At 58.0% G+C, this 16,400-nt stretch carries 17 protein-coding genes; 7 read left to right on the top strand and 10 right to left on the bottom strand.

The window, feature by feature from the left end; all coding sequences use genetic code 11:
* Nucleotides 1–120: 120 nt before the first annotated feature.
* Complete coding sequence (locus R0140_RS09905; protein ID WP_004203203.1) at nucleotides 121–801, bottom strand: gamma-glutamylcyclotransferase; 681 nt, start codon at nucleotides 799–801, stop codon at nucleotides 121–123.
* 136 nt (nucleotides 802–937) lie between these two features.
* Nucleotides 938–1,168, bottom strand: coding sequence for a putative cation transport regulator ChaB (gene chaB, locus R0140_RS09900; protein WP_008804392.1), 231 nt, complete (start codon nucleotides 1,166–1,168; stop codon nucleotides 938–940).
* Nucleotides 1,169–1,431: 263 nt separating this feature from the next.
* On the opposite strand from chaB, the gene chaA reads away from it, so the two are divergent.
* The gene (gene chaA, locus R0140_RS09895; protein WP_008804391.1) at nucleotides 1,432–2,532 is read left to right on the top strand and encodes a sodium-potassium/proton antiporter ChaA; all 1,101 of its coding nucleotides are present in this window, start codon (nucleotides 1,432–1,434) and stop codon (nucleotides 2,530–2,532) included.
* Between the two features lie 87 nt (nucleotides 2,533–2,619).
* On the opposite strand, the gene kdsA is transcribed toward chaA, so the two are convergent.
* The 6 genes from kdsA to hemA are packed head-to-tail and all read right to left on the bottom strand — an operon-like array spanning nucleotide 2,620 to nucleotide 7,951.
* Nucleotides 2,620–3,474 (bottom strand): 3-deoxy-8-phosphooctulonate synthase, encoded by an 855-nt coding sequence (kdsA, locus tag R0140_RS09890; RefSeq protein WP_002910393.1) that lies wholly within the window; start codon nucleotides 3,472–3,474, stop codon nucleotides 2,620–2,622.
* Nucleotides 3,475–3,513: 39 nt separating this feature from the next.
* Nucleotides 3,514–4,326: an invasion regulator SirB1 gene (gene sirB1, locus R0140_RS09885; protein WP_008804390.1), complete on the bottom strand. Its 813-nt coding sequence runs from the start codon at nucleotides 4,324–4,326 to the stop codon at nucleotides 3,514–3,516.
* Nucleotides 4,327–4,329: 3 nt separating this feature from the next.
* On the bottom strand, nucleotides 4,330–4,722 hold the full coding sequence (gene sirB2, locus R0140_RS09880) for an invasion regulator SirB2 (RefSeq protein ID WP_008804389.1): 393 nt from the start codon (nucleotides 4,720–4,722) through the stop codon (nucleotides 4,330–4,332).
* Nucleotides 4,722–5,570, bottom strand: a complete 849-nt coding sequence (gene prmC / locus R0140_RS09875; protein ID WP_012967811.1) for a peptide chain release factor N(5)-glutamine methyltransferase — start codon at nucleotides 5,568–5,570, stop codon at nucleotides 4,722–4,724. The genes sirB2 and prmC overlap by 1 nt, the downstream gene beginning before the upstream one ends.
* Complete coding sequence (prfA, locus tag R0140_RS09870; protein ID WP_008804387.1) at nucleotides 5,570–6,652, bottom strand: peptide chain release factor 1; 1,083 nt, start codon at nucleotides 6,650–6,652, stop codon at nucleotides 5,570–5,572. Before prfA ends, prmC begins: the two co-directional genes overlap by 1 nt.
* 42 nt (nucleotides 6,653–6,694) lie before the next feature.
* Complete coding sequence (gene hemA / locus R0140_RS09865) at nucleotides 6,695–7,951, bottom strand: glutamyl-tRNA reductase (RefSeq protein ID WP_012541339.1); 1,257 nt, start codon at nucleotides 7,949–7,951, stop codon at nucleotides 6,695–6,697.
* A gap of 271 nt (nucleotides 7,952–8,222) precedes the next feature.
* Here hemA and lolB point away from each other — a divergent pair, with 271 nt between their 5' ends.
* The 4 genes from lolB to dauA all read left to right on the top strand — a co-directional run bounded on the left by lolB (nucleotide 8,223) and on the right by dauA (nucleotide 12,743).
* Nucleotides 8,223–8,834 (top strand): lipoprotein insertase outer membrane protein LolB, encoded by a 612-nt coding sequence (gene lolB / locus R0140_RS09860; protein WP_023340365.1) that lies wholly within the window; start codon nucleotides 8,223–8,225, stop codon nucleotides 8,832–8,834.
* Nucleotides 8,834–9,682, top strand: a complete 849-nt coding sequence (ispE, locus tag R0140_RS09855; RefSeq protein WP_012541338.1) for a 4-(cytidine 5'-diphospho)-2-C-methyl-D-erythritol kinase — start codon at nucleotides 8,834–8,836, stop codon at nucleotides 9,680–9,682. The genes lolB and ispE overlap by 1 nt, the downstream gene beginning before the upstream one ends.
* 183 nt (nucleotides 9,683–9,865) lie before the next feature.
* On the top strand, nucleotides 9,866–10,813 hold the full coding sequence (gene prs / locus R0140_RS09850) for a ribose-phosphate diphosphokinase (RefSeq protein ID WP_002910407.1): 948 nt from the start codon (nucleotides 9,866–9,868) through the stop codon (nucleotides 10,811–10,813).
* A 250-nt stretch (nucleotides 10,814–11,063) separates the two neighbouring features.
* Nucleotides 11,064–12,743, top strand: coding sequence for a C4-dicarboxylic acid transporter DauA (dauA, locus tag R0140_RS09845; RefSeq protein WP_071787626.1), 1,680 nt, complete (start codon nucleotides 11,064–11,066; stop codon nucleotides 12,741–12,743).
* Here the strand turns inward: dauA and R0140_RS09840 are convergent, their stop codons facing one another.
* On the bottom strand, nucleotides 12,744–13,790 hold the full coding sequence (locus tag R0140_RS09840) for a MerR family transcriptional regulator (protein WP_012541336.1): 1,047 nt from the start codon (nucleotides 13,788–13,790) through the stop codon (nucleotides 12,744–12,746).
* A 220-nt stretch (nucleotides 13,791–14,010) separates the two neighbouring features.
* Nucleotides 14,011–14,286, bottom strand: a complete 276-nt coding sequence (gene ychH / locus R0140_RS09835) for a stress-induced protein YchH (protein ID WP_002910437.1) — start codon at nucleotides 14,284–14,286, stop codon at nucleotides 14,011–14,013.
* Nucleotides 14,287–14,558: 272 nt separating this feature from the next.
* Between ychH and pth the strand changes: the two genes are divergently transcribed.
* Together pth and ychF are read left to right on the top strand one after the other, a co-directional pair.
* Nucleotides 14,559–15,143, top strand: coding sequence for an aminoacyl-tRNA hydrolase (gene pth, locus R0140_RS09830; protein ID WP_032741182.1), 585 nt, complete (start codon nucleotides 14,559–14,561; stop codon nucleotides 15,141–15,143).
* Nucleotides 15,144–15,260: 117 nt separating this feature from the next.
* Complete coding sequence (ychF, locus tag R0140_RS09825) at nucleotides 15,261–16,355, top strand: redox-regulated ATPase YchF (RefSeq protein WP_008804380.1); 1,095 nt, start codon at nucleotides 15,261–15,263, stop codon at nucleotides 16,353–16,355.
* Nucleotides 16,356–16,400 lie beyond the last annotated feature (45 nt).

Genomic DNA, 16,400 nt, shown 5'->3' with positions numbered 1-16,400 from the left:
CAGGGAAAATCAATTTATTGATTATCGGCTGATAACCACCAGTAAGGAAAAACCACGCTTTTTCCTTACTGGTCAGCAATCGGACGCCCGGCCATGCCGGGCGTTTTCTTTTGCGCGCGCTCAGGCCAGGCCCGGCGTCGGACTCTCGCCCAACAGCGCGCGTACGCTGGCCACCAGGTCATCGAGACTGGCGTCGTGCATCCCCAACTTGCTTAGCGCCTGTTCCAGCGAAAACAGATACTGGGCGTTGGTGCCGAGCGGCCCGCTGGCCCGGGCGATCAGCGGGGCGATAACCTGGGCGCTGGTATCCGGTTCAAACAGTGGGTGGCGCGGATCCATAATAAACACCAGGGCATTCACCGTCCGTCCGTCATCCAGCTCCAGCTTGCACCAGGTAGGCAGATAGCAGCCGGTGATCATCTCCCGCTTCCACAGCAGGGTCAGTTCTTCTTCCAGCGTGTCGTCAGGCAAACGATAGGCGACGCCGGTGGTTCGGCCGCCCTCTTTGAGAGCCAGCATGCGGCCCGGCTGGCAGGCGCTACCGCGCCCGGCGGTCAACCGCAGGCAAAACGCACGATGCCAGCCCGGCAGCGTCCCGGTGCAGGATTCGCGATAATTGAGCGCCGGGTTCCAGATAAGCGAACCGTAGCCAAAGATCCATACTGAGCCATCATCCGGGCGGCAGGCCAGCGTCGCCGCCAGCGAGGCTGCACGTTGTTCTGCCGACCAGAGTAGCGATTCCTCAATAGCGCCAAACGCTGTCTTACAATCCGCATTCATTAAGAAATCACGAGTTAACACTGTTTACTACCTCCGCCACTGCCCGCTTCCCGGCGTTCGTCTCATGCATCCGTCAATATTGCTGAAATATTATCCAGCTTTATCCTTCAATAAGCAATCAGCGGGGCGCTGGCAAGCATAAAAGCGGCGTCAGCAATTATTTTTTCTTATGCCACTTATCATCATCGCCTTTCTCGTAACTGTTCTTCACCGCCGCCCAGGCGACTTTGTGCGCCGTCTCTTCGCGGCTGGCGTCATCGCGCCGCTCATCTTTATCTTTATATTGATCCCAGGCGCTGTTAAACGCTTCTTTATAAATTTCCTGCGCATGAGCAGGCAGAACATGCTGAACGCTGTCGGGGAGTTCTTGTTTATTGCGATAGGGCATACTGACCTCCTGTTTGAGCATTAAATTTAAGTCTGGTACGCAAGCGGCTGGCTATCAAGGTCAAAATGAGTAGAAAAATTATTTTAGTAATTATCTGAATAGTAAGAACTAAATAGTGGTAAACATAAATTATAATAAACTAATCAAGATATCACTCGATACCCGTAAATTTAAGTAAAAAACCAGCGGTAATTTATCAAAATCTGTTACTTTACCGCCCTACGTTTTTATAATTATAACACCTGCATAAATGGAGATGGTTCATGACCCATGCACATGAGGCGGTAAAAACCCGCCATAAGGAGTCTTCCCTCGTCTTTCCGGTGCTGGCGCTGGCGGTGCTGTTTTTCTGGGGCAGCAGCCAGTCACTGCCAGTGGTTATCGCAATTAATATCCTCGCGCTGGTCGGTATTTTAAGCAGCGCCTTCAGCGTGGTCCGCCACGCCGACGTCCTCGCCCACCGCCTGGGCGAACCCTATGGCTCCCTGATCCTCAGTCTGTCGGTGGTTATCCTTGAGGTCAGTCTGATCTCCGCCTTAATGGCCACCGGCGACGCCGCGCCGACCCTGATGCGTGATACGCTCTACTCCATTATTATGATCGTCACCGGCGGTCTGGTCGGTTTCTCTCTGCTGCTGGGCGGGCGTAAATTTGCCACCCAATATATGAATCTGTTCGGCATTAAGCAGTATCTTATCGCCCTGTTTCCGCTGGCGATTATCGTGCTGGTGTTTCCGATGGCCCTGCCGGGCGCAAACTTCAGCACCGGGCAATCGCTGCTGGTGGCGGTGATCTCGGCGGCCATGTACGGCGTTTTCCTGCTGATTCAAACCAAAACCCATCAGAGTCTGTTTGTTTATGAGCATGAAGACGACAGCGACGATGACGACCCGCACCACGGTAAACCGTCTGCCCACAGCAGCGGGTGGCATACCGCCTGGCTGCTGGTGCACCTGGTGGCAGTGATCGCGGTCACCAAAATGAACGCCAATCCGCTGGAAACGCTGTTGACCAGCATGAACGCCCCGGTGGCCTTTACCGGCTTCCTGGTGGCCCTGCTGATCCTGTCGCCGGAAGGCCTTGGCGCCCTCAAAGCGGTGCTCAACAATCAGGTACAGCGGGCGATGAACCTGTTTTTCGGCTCCGTACTGGCCACCATCTCGCTGACGGTCCCGGTGGTCACCCTCATCGCCTTCCTGACCGGCAATGAGCTGCGCTTTGGCCTTGGCGCCCCGGAGATGGTGGTGATGGTCGCCTCGCTGGTGCTGTGCCATATCTCCTTCTCCACCGGGCGCACCAATGTGCTGAACGGCGCGGCCCACCTGGCGCTGTTCGCCGCCTATCTGATGACCATTTTCGCCTGACCCCGCTTACCCGCCCGGCGGAGTCCGGGCGAAAAAAAAGCCTGCCGGTGTTAACACCGGCAGGCTTTTTCAGTGATGCGGTCAGGCTTACTTGCTGGTATCCAGCTCGTCGAAGCTTTTCACCAGATCGTCAATCGCTTTCATCTGCTTGAGGAACGGCTCCAGTTTATCCAGCGGCAGCGCGGACGGGCCGTCGCATTTCGCGTGGTCCGGATCCGGATGCGCTTCGATAAACAGACCGGCGATACCTACCGCCATACCGGCGCGGGCCAGCTCGCTCACCTGCGCGCGGCGACCGCCGGAGGCAGCGCCAAACGGGTCGCGGCACTGCAGCGCGTGGGTGACGTCGAAGATAACCGGCGAGTTGTTGGAGGCTTTCTTCATCACGCCGAAGCCGAGCATATCCACGACCAGGTTGTCGTAACCGAAGTTAGCGCCGCGGTCGCAGAGGATCACTTTGTCGTTACCGCCTTCGATAAACTTATCGACGATATTGCCCATCTGACCCGGGCTGACGAACTGCGGCTTCTTGACGTTGATCACCGCCCCGGTTTTGGCCATCGCTTCCACCAGGTCAGTCTGGCGCGCGAGGAAGGCCGGAAGCTGGATCACGTCCACCACGTCAGCCACCGGCTGCGCCTGGCTGGCTTCATGAACGTCGGTGATGATTTTCACGCCAAAGGTCTGCTTCAGCTCCTGGAAAATCTTCATCCCTTCTTCCAGACCCGGACCACGATAGGAGTGGATGGAGGAACGGTTGGCTTTATCAAAGGAGGCTTTGAAGACGTAGGGGATGCCAAGCTTCTGCGTAACGGTGACGTAATGTTCACAGATGCGCATCGCCAGATCGCGCGACTCCAGCACGTTCATCCCGCCGAACAGCACGAACGGCAGGTCGTTCGCTACGTTGATATCACCAATGCTAACCACTTTTTGTTTCATAAGTTCGCCTTATCAGGGTGTAACCGGAATGGTTCCAGACTAATGCAATGTAATTTGTTTGTGCGAAATCGTGTTGATCTGCGCGCGGATCATCTCACTGATCGGATCCTCCGGGCACTGCTCAACGAAATAGCTCAGATCCAACAGCGCCACGTGATCGCAGTCCAACTGGGCGTATATCAGCCCGCGGTCGCGGATCTCATACGGATCTTCCGGGTTAAACTGCAGCAGCGCTTCGCTGGCGCGCAGAGCCAGCTCCATCTGCCGCTCTTCCATCAGCGCCGACTTCAGGGTGTCCAGCAGCTTGCGGATCACCTCGGCGTTATCCGCTTCGTCGAGATCTTCATTAAACAGTTCCGCCACCGGCCCGATGTTGCCCTTCAGCCATACCTCCAGGGTATGTTCGTCGAGGGTCTCGCCGTTAAACGGATTAATCAGCCACATCTCTTCGCTGGTTTCCGGATCCGCACGCAACAGCATTTGGGTCGGGAAGATCACCGGCACCACCGGCAGCGCCAGGCGCTGGGCGATCCACAGCAGGATCGCGCCTAACGACACCGCGCTCCCCTGACGGTTGACCAGCACTTTATCCAGCCATAACGCGTCGGAAAGACGATAAATGCCCTGCGACGCGCCAAAGCCCCACTCGTCGTAAAACAGCGCCAGCAGGCGTTCTATCTGGCGTTCCTGGTCCCACGACGGCGCAATCTCCTCCTGCGCGAGGCGCAGCAGCCGCTGCAGCTCTTCCTCGACAAAACGCGACGGAAAATCGTCGCGGACCTGTTCAGAAATGAGGACCATGCCATCACACAATGGCGCTTTGTTAAATTCGAAATCCGCTAATGACCCCATGCCCTACCCCAGTATCGGTATTCTTGTGATGGCGAGTTGAATGATAATAAACAACACCACCAGCGCCAGCAGGAACGCGATAAAACGGCTCTGCTGGCTGCGCGGACGACGGCGGCCCAGCGCGATAAAACCTAATGCGATGTAAATGATAACGCCAAACAGCTTTTCAGTCAGCCATGCGCCGTCTTCGGTGAACGGCAGGTAGTGCGTTATCGCCATTAAACCCGCACCGCTGAGAAACAGCAGCGTATCGCTGCAGTGCGGCGCAATTCGCACCCACCGCTGGTTCAGCAGCGGGCTCTGATGATACATCCACCAGTAACGTAAAACGAACAATCCTACCGACACCACCACGCTGGCGATGTGCAGGTAGAGGACAGCCGTGAATAAGTTCATCAGCCAACGTTCTCCATGTCGGGTAAACGTCCGAGAGTCAGACGTTCATTGTCGCCATAGTCGCGACAGGTCGCGACGTCGAGATAGCCCGCTTCGCGGAACAGGGCGCGAACCGCCTCGCCCTGGGTCCAGCCATGCTCCAGCAGCATCCAGCCGCCGGGCAGCAGATACTGCCGTCCCTCGCGGATAATCTGCGCCAGATCCGCCAGCCCCTGATCGGCAGCGACCAGCGCCGTCAACGGCTCAAAGCGCACATCGCCCTCGGCGAGATGCGGGTCGGCGGCGTCGATATAGGGTGGATTACTGACGATCATGGCAAAACGCTGCCCGGCCAGCGCGCTAAACCAGTCGCTTTGCCGTATCGTCACGTTAGCGATGTCCAGATGAGCGGCATTGCGCAATGCCAGCGCCACGGCGTCCGGCATCACATCCACCGCGGTGACCTCGCAATCCGGACGCTCGCTGGCCAGCGCCAGAGCAATGGCGCCGGTCCCGGTGCCGAGGTCGAGAATACGGCACGGCACGGCAGGCAGTCGCGCCAGCGCCTGCTCCACCAGACACTCGGTATCCGGTCGGGGGATCAGCGTCGCCGGGGAGACGAACAGCGGCAGCGACCAGAACTCACGCTGCCCAACCAGGTGGGCAATGGGTTCTCCGCGCTGACGTCGCTGCAGGAGCGCCTCCAGCGTCGTCGCCTCGTCAGCGGACAGCGTCGTTTCGCCGAAGGCCAAAATCCAGGTGCGCGCCCGGCCGGTAACATGTCCCAGCAGGATCTCGGCATCGCGTCGCGGGCTGTCGCTTTCACGCAGTCGGGCGATCGCCTGCTGCAGCCAGGCCTGAAAGGTCATCATTCCTGCTCGGACAGCGCCGCCAGCTGATCGGCCTGATATTCCTGAACAATTGGCTCAATCAGCATATCGAGTTTGCCTTCCATGGTTTCATCCAGACGATAAAGCGTCAGGTTGATGCGGTGGTCGGTCACGCGCCCCTGTGGGAAATTGTAAGTGCGGTTACGGTCGCTACGATCGCCGCTGCCCAGCAGGTTACGGCGCGTGGAGGCTTCCGCCTGCTGACGCTTGGCCACTTCGGCGGCGCGGATACGCGCCCCCAGCACTGACAACGCCTTGGCTTTGTTTTTATGTTGGGAACGTTCGTCCTGACACTCCACCACGATGCCGGTCGGCAGGTGAGTAATACGGATAGCCGAGTCGGTGGTGTTGACGTGCTGACCGCCCGCGCCGGAGGAGCGGAAAGTATCGATGCGCAGATCCGCCGGGTTAATGTCCGGCATTTCGGCTTCCGGCAGCTCCGGCATCACCGCCACGGTGCAGGCGGAGGTATGAATACGCCCCTGCGATTCGGTGGCCGGCACACGCTGCACGCGATGGCCGCCGGATTCAAATTTCAGCCGACCGTAAACGCCGTCGCCGCTGAATTTGGCGATCACCTCTTTGAAACCGCCGTGTTCACCTTCGTTGGCGCTGAGGATCTCCACCTGCCAGCGACGCGATTCCGCATAGCGGCTGTACATGCGGAACAGATCGCCGGCAAACAGCGCCGCTTCGTCACCGCCGGTTCCGGCGCGCACTTCCACGAAAGCGTTACGCTCGTCATCGGGATCTTTCGGCAACAGCAGCACCTGCAGCTGTTGCTCCAGCTGGTCGCCTTTTTCTTTGGCGTCACGCAGCTCTTCCTGCGCCATTTCGCGCATCTCCGGATCGTCGAGCATCATCTGCGCAGTTTCGATATCCTCCTGCACCTGACGCCAGTCGGTATAGCAGCGCGCCACATCGCTCAGTTGAGCATATTCCCGCGACAGCGCGCGGAATTTATCCTGATCGGCAATCGTCGCGGCATCGCCGAGCAGCGCCTGCACTTCTTCATGGCGCTCGTACAACGCTTCCAGTTTGGCAACAATAGAAGACTTCATAGGCGTGAATTCACCCTGTCCTGAAAATAAGAGAAAGGTGCGCTATTCCAGCCCGAGGCTGTTGCGCAGAATATGCAGGCGTTCGTCGTCCCCGTCACGGGCGGCCTGCTGAAGAGATTTGGTTGGCGCGTGGATCAGGCGGTTGGTCAGCTTGCGGGCCAGATCCTGCATAATTTCCTGGGCATCACCGCCCTGCTCCAGCGCGGCCAGCGCCTTCGCGGTCAGCTCCTCACGGACCTGCTCAGACTGAGAACGGTATTCGCGAATCGTCTCGCTGGCGCTCTGCGCGCGCAGCCAGGCCATAAATTCGCTGGTCTCCTGCTCGACGATCGATTCCGCCTGCACCGCCGCGGCTTTACGCTGCGCCAGGTTATGCTGAATGATGTTTTGCAGATCGTCGACGCTGTAGAGGTAGGCGTTGGCCAGCTTGCCGACCTCCGGTTCGACATCGCGCGGGACGGCGATATCCACCAGCAGCATCGGCTGGTTACGCCGCGCCTTGAGCGCGCGCTCCACCATACCTTTGCCGATAATCGGCAGCGGACTGGCGGTGGAGCTGATAATAATGTCGGCCTCTTTCAGCCGTTCGTCGATATCGCTGAGGGCAATCACCTCGGCGCCCACTTCGTCCGCAAGCGCCTGGGCGCGTTCGCGGGTGCGGTTGGCAATCACCATTTTGCGCACGTGATGTTCGCGAAGATGGCGCGCCACCAGTTCGATGGTTTCACCGGCGCCGACCAGTAACACGGTGACGCTGGAGAGCGATTCAAAGATTTGCCGCGCCAGGGTACAGGCGGCGAACGCGACGGAAACGGCGCTGGCGCCGATATCGGTTTCGGTACGCACACGCTTTGCCACCGAGAACGACTTCTGGAACATCCGCTCCAGTTCGCTGACGTTCAGATGACCGCGGCTGGAATCAGCAAACGCTTTTTTCACCTGGCCGAGGATCTGCGGCTCGCCCAGCACCAGCGAATCGAGGCCGCTGGCGACGCGCATCAGATGGCTGACGGCGTCATTATCCTGGTGCCAGTAGAGGCTCTTACGCAGGTCTTCTTCGTTGAGGCCGTGATAGTTGCACAGCCAGCGGATCAGCGCTTCCTGCAGATTGTCCTGCTCTTCGACGCTGAGATAGAGTTCCGTGCGGTTGCAGGTCGACAGCACTACCCCACCCTGCACCATCGGCTGAGCCAGCAAGCTCTCCAGCGCCTGATCGAGCGTTTCCGGCGAAAACGTCACGCGTTCTCGCAGGTCGACCGGCGCTGTTTTGTGATTGATGCCAAGAGCTAAAAGGGTCATTGTGAGGGAGTAGTACCAGCGTTGCTAAGGTTAGTCTGAGTGCATCATACAGGATGCGCGTAATCAATAAAAGAGAGGCTCCCCTTTTGGAGTAATAGCCAAAGCAAGACCGCCATTAACGTTAATTTTTTGATTTCAGACAACTTGAACGTAGACGCTATCACCCGGCGACGCTAGCATTAAGGGTTATAAATGTAACCTGCTACACAAATCGGCCCGCTATTCCCCTGCCGCCGTTTTTCCCTGTAGACATCAAGGATTTGTCATCATTATGAATCGACTGTTCCGCTTGCTGCCGCTGGCCAGCCTCGTCCTCACCGCCTGTTCTCTTCATACGCCGCAAGGGCCTGGCAAAAGCCCGGATTCGCCGCAGTGGCGTCAGCACCAGCAGGCTGTTCGCAGCCTCAACCAGTTCCAGACTCGCGGGGCGTTTGCCTATCTTTCCGATGAGCAAAAAGTCTATGCTCGCTTCTTCTGGCAACAGACCGGCCAGGACCGCTATCGCCTGCTGCTGACCAACCCGCTGGGCAGCACCGAGCTGTCGCTGACCGCGCAGCCAGGCAGCGTGCAGCTGATCGATAACAAAGGCCAGACCTACACCGCCTCCGATGCCGAAGAGATGATCGGCCGCCTGACCGGGATGCCGATCCCGCTGAACAGCCTGCGCCAGTGGATCATCGGCCTGCCGGGCGACGCCACCGACTATTCGCTGGACGATCAGTACCGTCTGCGTGAACTTAACTACACGCAAAATGGCAAAACCTGGCACGTCACCTACGGCGGCTACACCAGCGATACCCAGCCAGCCCTGCCGTCTAATGTCGAGCTGAACAATGGCGCTCAGCGCATCAAGCTGAAGATGGATAACTGGATCGTGAAATGATGAGCCGCTGGCCCTCTCCTGCAAAACTGAATCTGTTTTTATATATCACCGGCCAGCGGGCCGATGGTTACCATACCCTGCAGACGCTGTTTCAGTTTCTCGACTATGGCGACACCTTGACCATCGAACCGCGAACTGACGGTCAACTGCGCCTGCTGACGCCGGTGGCCGGCGTGCCGGACGAGGAGAACCTGATCGTTCGCGCCGCGCGTCTGCTGATGCGTGCCGCCAGCGAAAGCGACCGCCTTCCGGCGGGTAGCGGCGCCGATATCAGTGTCGACAAGCGCCTGCCGATGGGCGGCGGCCTGGGCGGCGGCTCATCCAATGCCGCCACCGTGCTGGTGGCGCTCAACCATCTCTGGGGCTGCGGTCTCTCGGAAGAGGAGCTGGCGACCCTGGGCCTTCAGCTGGGGGCCGATGTGCCGGTCTTCGTGCGCGGTCATGCCGCCTTTGCCGAAGGGGTCGGCGAAATTCTGACGCCGGTGGAGCCCGAGGAAAAATGGTACCTGGTGGCGCACCCGGGGGTCAGTATTCCGACGCCAGTCATTTTTCGCGATCCGGAGCTACCACGAAATACCCCGCGCCGGTCAATTAATACGTTATTAAATTGTGAATTCAGCAACGATTGCGAGCTTATCGCAAGAAAACGTTTTCGCGAGGTTGATGCAGCGCTTTCCTGGCTGTTAGAATATGCGCCGTCACGCCTGACCGGCACAGGGGCCTGTGTGTTTGCTGAATTTAACACCGAATCCGCTGCCCGTCAGGTGCTGGACACTGCCCCGGCATGGCTAAACGGCTTTGTGGCGCGCGGAGTTAACCTTTCGCCGCTCAAGCAGGCCCTGCTCTGAATCCTGCGCCGTGATGGCGCAACGATGACGAGTCAACCGGGGAAATTGAGTTACGGTGACAACGTCACCCTGTTCCAGACGTTGCATCGTGCTCTTTAAATACACCGACTGGATCGAATGGCGCCAGCCCGCACATTATTGGCCCACTCATCCACCACTGGACGCATGCCTGAGGTTCTTCTCGTGCCTGATATGAAGCTTTTTGCTGGTAACGCCACCCCGGAACTAGCACAACGTATTGCCAACCGCCTGTACACTTCTCTTGGCGACGCCGCTGTAGGTCGTTTTAGCGACGGCGAAGTCAGCGTACAAATCAATGAAAACGTACGCGGTGGTGATATTTTCATCATCCAGTCCACTTGTGCTCCCACCAATGACAACCTGATGGAACTGGTTGTTATGGTTGATGCTCTGCGTCGTGCTTCGGCAGGTCGTATCACCGCCGTTATCCCTTACTTCGGTTATGCTCGCCAGGACCGTCGTGTTCGTTCTGCTCGTGTGCCAATCACCGCGAAAGTGGTGGCAGATTTCCTGTCCAGCGTCGGCGTTGACCGCGTGCTGACCGTTGACCTGCACGCAGAACAGATCCAGGGCTTCTTCGATGTGCCAGTTGATAACGTGTTCGGCAGCCCAATCCTGCTGGAAGATATGCTGCAGCTGAACCTGGACAACCCGATTGTGGTTTCTCCGGACATCGGCGGCGTCGTGCGTGCCCGCGCTATCGCTAAACTGCTGAATGATACCGATATGGCTATCATCGACAAGCGCCGTCCGCGCGCCAACGTCTCCCAGGTGATGCATATCATCGGCGACGTGGCTGGTCGTGACTGCGTGATGGTCGACGATATGATCGACACCGGCGGCACCCTGTGTAAAGCGGCAGAAGCGCTGAAAGAGCGTGGCGCGAAACGCGTATTCGCTTACGCAACGCACCCGATCTTCTCCGGTAACGCTATCCAGAACATCAAAAACTCTGTGATTGATGAATTTGTCGTTTGCGATACCATTCCGCTGGCACCCGAAATTAAAGCGCTGGATAAAGTGCGTACTCTGACGCTCTCCGGTATGCTGGCTGAAGCTATTCGCCGTATCAGCAATGAAGAATCTATCTCTGCTATGTTCGAACATTAATCGAGCCGAGCATAAAAACCCGCTGCGGCGGGTTTTTTTGTCTCTGAATTTTTAATTCTTCCACAAAATCATTCGGCATGCGTCAAGGCGGCAAGTGAATGAATCCCCGGGAGCGTACAGGCAGTACGTGACCGGGGTAAATGAACGCAGCCAACACAGAGGCATCCCGAAGGATGACGTGGAAATGACCAATGCCTCCTTCACCTGCCATTTAGTTGACAGATGATGCGCTCATGGATGAAACATTATTGTGAACAGATTATTTTCCTCACATGTGATGCCTTTCCGCGCCCTCATCGACGCTTGTTGGAAAGAAAAGTACACCACCGCCCGCTTTACCCGCGATCTGATCGCCGGGATCACCGTCGGGATCATTGCGATTCCGCTGGCGATGGCGCTGGCGATTGGCAGCGGTGTGCCGCCGCAGTACGGCCTCTATACCTCAGCGGTGGCAGGGATTGTGATCGCCTTAACCGGCGGGTCGCGCTTTAGCGTTTCCGGCCCGACCGCTGCCTTTGTGGTGATCCTCTATCCGGTTTCCCAGCAGTTTGGTCTGGCGGGGCTACTGGTGGCGACGCTGATGTCGGGGATCTTTTTAATTCTCTTTGGTCTGGCGCGCTTTGGCCGTCTGATCGAATATATCCCGCTGTCGGTCACCCTCGGTTTCACCTCCGGGATCGGTATCACCATCGGTACCATGCAGATTAAAGATTTCCTCGGCCTGCAGATGCCCCATGTGCCGGAGCATTACCTGCAGAAAGTGGCGGCGCTGGCGATGGCCCTGCCAACGATTAACCCCGGCGATGCCGCCATCGGCGTCGTCACCCTTGGCACCTTGATCCTCTGGCCGCGGCTGGGTATCCGTCTGCCGGGCCACCTTCCGGCGCTGCTGGCTGGCTGCGCGGTGATGCTGGTGGTTAATTTGCTCGGCGGCGATGTCGCCACAATTGGCTCGCAGTTCCACTATCAGCTGGCAGACGGCACTCAGGGCAACGGTATTCCACAGCTGCTGCCGCAGCTGGTACTCCCCTGGGATATGCCGGGCTCAAACTTTACCCTGAGCTGGGCCTCGCTGCAGGCCCTGCTGCCTGCCGCCTTCTCCATGGCGATGCTCGGCGCCATTGAGTCTCTGCTGTGCGCGGTGGTGCTCGATGGCATGACCGGTACCAAGCATAAAGCCAATAGCGAGCTGATTGGCCAGGGGCTGGGCAACATCGTTGCGCCGTTCTTCGGCGGGATCACTGCCACCGCGGCGATTGCCCGCTCGGCGGCGAACGTCCGCGCCGGCGCCACATCGCCGGTTGCCGCCGTGATCCACGCCCTGCTGGTGATCCTGGCGCTGCTGATCCTCGCCCCGCTGCTCTCCTGGCTGCCGCTGTCGGCGATGGCCGCCCTGCTGCTGATGGTGGCATGGAATATGAGCGAGGCGCATAAAGTGATCAACCTGCTGCGCCACGCACCGAAAGACGACATCGTGGTGATGCTGATGTGCATGTCGCTGACGGTGCTGTTTGATATGGTGATTGCCATCAGCGTCGGGATCGTGCTGGCCTCGCTGTTGTTTATGCGCCGTATCGCGCGCATGACCCATCTGGCGCCGGTCAACGTCGAGGTGCCAGACGATGTGCTGGTGCTGCGGGTGATTGGGCCGCTGTTCTTTGCCGCCGCCGAAGGCTTGTTCAACGACCTGGAGACCCGGATCGCCGGCAAGCGCATCGTGGTGCTGAAATGGGACGCGGTGCCGGTTCTCGACGCCGGTGGTCTGGATGCCTTCCAGCGCTTTGTGAACAAGCTGCCGGAAGGCTGTGAATTGCGCGTATCTAACCTCGAGTTTCAGCCGCTGCGCACGTTAGCGCGCGCCGGCGTCAAGCCGCTGCCCGGACGCCTGAGCTTCTACCCCGATCGTCAGGCCGCGCTGGCTGACCTGTGATCACCCGGCGGCAGGCCCCTGCGCCTGCCGCATCAAGGCTCCGGTCGCCTGCTGCAGCCAGCTCAGCACCGCCGGCGTCATCCAGGTGCCCTTCATCAAATGCGGCTCCTGCTCCATTGCCCGACGAAACTTCTGCAACGTCTGCGGCCGGGTACCGGCATAGGACTGAAACAGTTCAAGCCACGCCCGGGCCAGCGCCTGACCCGACGCCGAGTCCGGCGCTACGCCCTCCCGGCACGCCTGATGCAGCTTCGCCACCAGCGCAGGCCACTCCTGTAGCCGGTCGAAATAGTGCCGGCGGGTGAACGCCATCTCCTCGTCGTCGAGGTAACGCGCCCAGATGGCCAGTTTGCTTTCGGCAAAGGCCTCGGTGATAAAGGCGATGATGGCCGGGGTGACGCCAGTCTGTTCAACCATTTGCGGCTCGGCGGCATGCATCTCGTTCAGGCGGGTCAGAAACTCCGGGCGCCCTGCCGTATCCTGCTCCAGGCGCTCCATCCAGCGCGTCGCCAGACTCATCGCCTGCGGGCTGTCCGTCGGGCAGCCGCTCGCCATCAGCGTCTGCACCTCCTCTGTTAGCTCGCGCCACGCCTGCGCGCGCTGTTCATCCTGTGCCGCAAACGGCAGCGCGGCTAACTCCTGTTGACTAAACCAACGATCGTACATTTTCATTAACTCCAGCGTCTGTAGCCAGGACTCCAGATCGGGTTCATTGCCGCCCGCCAGCGCCTCGCGCAGCACCAACAGCCGGTCGCGCAGCCTGCCGACATCGCGCAATTGGGCGTTGAGCGTCTCTATCTGCTGCGTCAGCAGCTCGGGTAGCGACAGCGTTTGCCGATCGAGATAGTCCTTGATGGTGGCGAGCGTCAGCCCGGCCTGCGCCAGCGCCTTTATCATATGCAGGCGCTGAACCGCGGACAGGTTATAGAGCCGATAGCCCGCCTCGCTTCTGGCCGAAGGCGTTAACAGCCCCGTCTGTTCATAATGATGCAGCGTACGCACCGTCATTCCGGCGCGCTTCGCCAGCTCTCCCACCTGAATTAACATGACTGCTCCTCTCTGTGGCCAGGTCCGCTACTCTGCTGCCTCACGTAACGTTAGGGTCAAGCGAAAACCTCATTTGCTATTCATTTTGGCAGCAACCTTAGCAGCACGGAGGTCAGGACGGAATGGGGTCGTATGGTGATGGGGAAAAGAGGAGGAAATAACGAGAGTCACAGGAAAACGCATCGGCCTTCAGGGGCCGATGCGGGAAATCATGCTACGGTTAGCTGTGGCGATGCTGATTACGACGGCAGCGTTTATCATAGTGGCGCACCCACCAGTAGCGGTCGCTGACCTGCTCGTGGCCGCCAATACGGGCACCGGCCAGCCAGAGCACGGCGCCAACGAAGATGCTTAAGATTGCGCCATGTGCAAAGAATTGCGGCAGGTTAAGCTGCGGAAGCTGGTTCAGAATGGAGTAACCTACCCCCACAACCATCACCACCAACCCTAACCCCATGAGTACGTTACCGAGTAACGAAGCGTTTTTGCGTTTCATGTGTCACCTCCGGACTTTGGGTTGCCAGGGAATATCCCCAAATCTTATAGGTGTAGTATAGACAGGGTCCCTGCCCTAGAGTGCGCCCACGATCACATTAGTGAACACCGATTAGACAAATATTTACAAATAAGCCTCTGAACAATATCAAATTCTAATGATTCAGGTGGGTAATCATCAATGCTGGTATTGTCTCGTGGGCAGAACTTTGTCAAGCGCGCCCGCAGACAGTACACTACGCGGCAGAGAATGCCCCATGCAGGAAAGAAAACGTGACCATTAAACTGATTGTCGGCCTGGCCAACCCCGGTGCGGAATATGCCGCCACCCGGCACAACGCTGGCGCCTGGTATGTAGATTTACTGGCGGATCGCCATCGTGCGCCGCTGCGCGAAGAGAGCAAGTTCTTCGGCTACACCTCGCGCATCAATCTGGCGGGCGAAGACGTTCGCCTGCTGGTTCCTACGACGTTTATGAACCTCAGCGGTAAAGCAGTGGCTGCAATGGCGACCTTTTATCGCATTAACCCGGATGAAATTCTGGTCGCCCATGATGAGCTGGATTTGCCGCCCGGGGTGGCGAAATTCAAGCTTGGCGGTGGCCATGGCGGCCACAACGGCCTGAAGGACATCATCAGTAAGCTCGGCAATAACCCGAACTTTCACCGCTTACGCGTCGGGATCGGCCATCCGGGTGACAAAAACAAGGTTGTCGGCTTTGTACTCGGCAAACCGCCGGCCAGCGAGCAGAAACTGATTGATGATGCTGTCGACGAAGCGGCGCGCTGCACCGAAATCTGGTTAAAGGACGGGCTGACCAAAGCCACCAACCGCTTACATTCCTTTAAGGCGCAATAAGCCGTTGTCGTGCGGCATTTTTGCCGCGCACCGTGTATAATAGGCAAAGCTATTCAATTTTCTGCAATCTGTTGCTTATAACAGATTGATTATCCAAAGATTAAGGTGATTTAAATCATGGGATTCAAATGCGGTATCGTCGGTTTGCCCAACGTCGGCAAATCCACCCTGTTCAATGCGCTCACCAAAGCGGGTATTGAAGCGGCCAACTTCCCCTTCTGTACCATTGAGCCGAACACCGGTGTCGTACCGATGCCCGATCCGCGTCTGGACAAGCTGGCTGAAATCGTCAAACCGCAGCGCATCCTGCCGACGACGATGGAATTCGTTGATATCGCGGGCCTGGTGAAAGGCGCGTCCAAAGGTGAAGGTCTCGGCAACCAGTTTCTGACCAACATCCGTGAAACCGAAGCCATCGGCCACGTAGTTCGCTGCTTTGAAAATGACAACATTATCCACGTTAACAACAAAGTGGATCCGGCTGACGACATCGACGTTATCAACACCGAGCTGGCACTCTCCGATCTGGACACCTGCGAGCGCGCTATCCACCGTGTGCAGAAGAAAGCTAAAGGCGGCGATAAAGACGCTAAAGCTGAGCTGGCGGCGCTGGAAAAATGCCTGCCGCAGCTGGAAAATGCCGGCATGCTGCGTTCACTGAAAAACCTGACCGACGAAGACAAAGCAGCGATTAAATACCTCAGTTTCCTGACGCTGAAGCCGACCATGTATATCGCCAACGTCAATGAAGACGGTTTTGAGAATAACCCTTATCTCGATAAAGTCCGTGAAATTGCCGCCGCCGAAGGTTCTGTGGTCGTCGCCGTTTGCGCCGCCGTTGAGTCCGATATTGCCGAGCTGGACGACGCTGACCGCGACGAGTTTATGGCCGAGCTGGGTCTCGAAGAGCCAGGCCTCAACCGCGTGATCCGCGCCGGTTACGAGCTGCTGAATCTGCAGACCTACTTCACCGCTGGGGTGAAGGAAGTTCGCGCATGGACCATCCCGGTCGGGGCAACCGCGCCGCAGGCAGCCGGTAAGATCCACACTGACTTCGAAAAAGGTTTTATCCGCGCGCAGACCATCGCCTATGAAGACTTTATTACCTACAAAGGCGAACAGGGTGCAAAAGAAGCCGGTAAAATGCGTGCTGAAGGTAAAGACTACATCGTGAAAGATGGCGATGTGATGAACTTCCTGTTCAACGTCTGATCCCGCTGGCTGGCGTTTTCGCCACCATCGCGCCATAAAAAATCC

The organism is Klebsiella sp. w6 (assembly GCF_033100215.1).
Lineage (GTDB): Bacteria > Pseudomonadota > Gammaproteobacteria > Enterobacterales > Enterobacteriaceae > Klebsiella > Klebsiella variicola.
This window is presented reverse-complemented; position numbering and strand designations above follow the sequence as displayed.

Coding starts and splice junctions, on each gene's coding strand:
- chaB (WP_008804392.1), bottom strand. CDS start 1,168: ATGCCCTATCGCAATAAACAAGAACTCCCCGACAGCGTTCAGCATGTT.
- chaA (WP_008804391.1), top strand. CDS start 1,432: ATGACCCATGCACATGAGGCGGTAAAAACCCGCCATAAGGAGTCTTCC.
- kdsA (WP_002910393.1), bottom strand. CDS start 3,474: ATGAAACAAAAAGTGGTTAGCATTGGTGATATCAACGTAGCGAACGAC.
- sirB1 (WP_008804390.1), bottom strand. CDS start 4,326: ATGGGGTCATTAGCGGATTTCGAATTTAACAAAGCGCCATTGTGTGAT.
- sirB2 (WP_008804389.1), bottom strand. CDS start 4,722: ATGAACTTATTCACGGCTGTCCTCTACCTGCACATCGCCAGCGTGGTG.
- prmC (WP_012967811.1), bottom strand. CDS start 5,570: ATGACCTTTCAGGCCTGGCTGCAGCAGGCGATCGCCCGACTGCGTGAA.
- prfA (WP_008804387.1), bottom strand. CDS start 6,652: ATGAAGTCTTCTATTGTTGCCAAACTGGAAGCGTTGTACGAGCGCCAT.
- hemA (WP_012541339.1), bottom strand. CDS start 7,951: ATGACCCTTTTAGCTCTTGGCATCAATCACAAAACAGCGCCGGTCGAC.
- lolB (WP_023340365.1), top strand. CDS start 8,223: ATGAATCGACTGTTCCGCTTGCTGCCGCTGGCCAGCCTCGTCCTCACC.
- ispE (WP_012541338.1), top strand. CDS start 8,834: ATGAGCCGCTGGCCCTCTCCTGCAAAACTGAATCTGTTTTTATATATC.
- R0140_RS09840 (WP_012541336.1), bottom strand. CDS start 13,790: ATGTTAATTCAGGTGGGAGAGCTGGCGAAGCGCGCCGGAATGACGGTG.
- ychH (WP_002910437.1), bottom strand. CDS start 14,286: ATGAAACGCAAAAACGCTTCGTTACTCGGTAACGTACTCATGGGGTTA.
- ychF (WP_008804380.1), top strand. CDS start 15,261: ATGGGATTCAAATGCGGTATCGTCGGTTTGCCCAACGTCGGCAAATCC.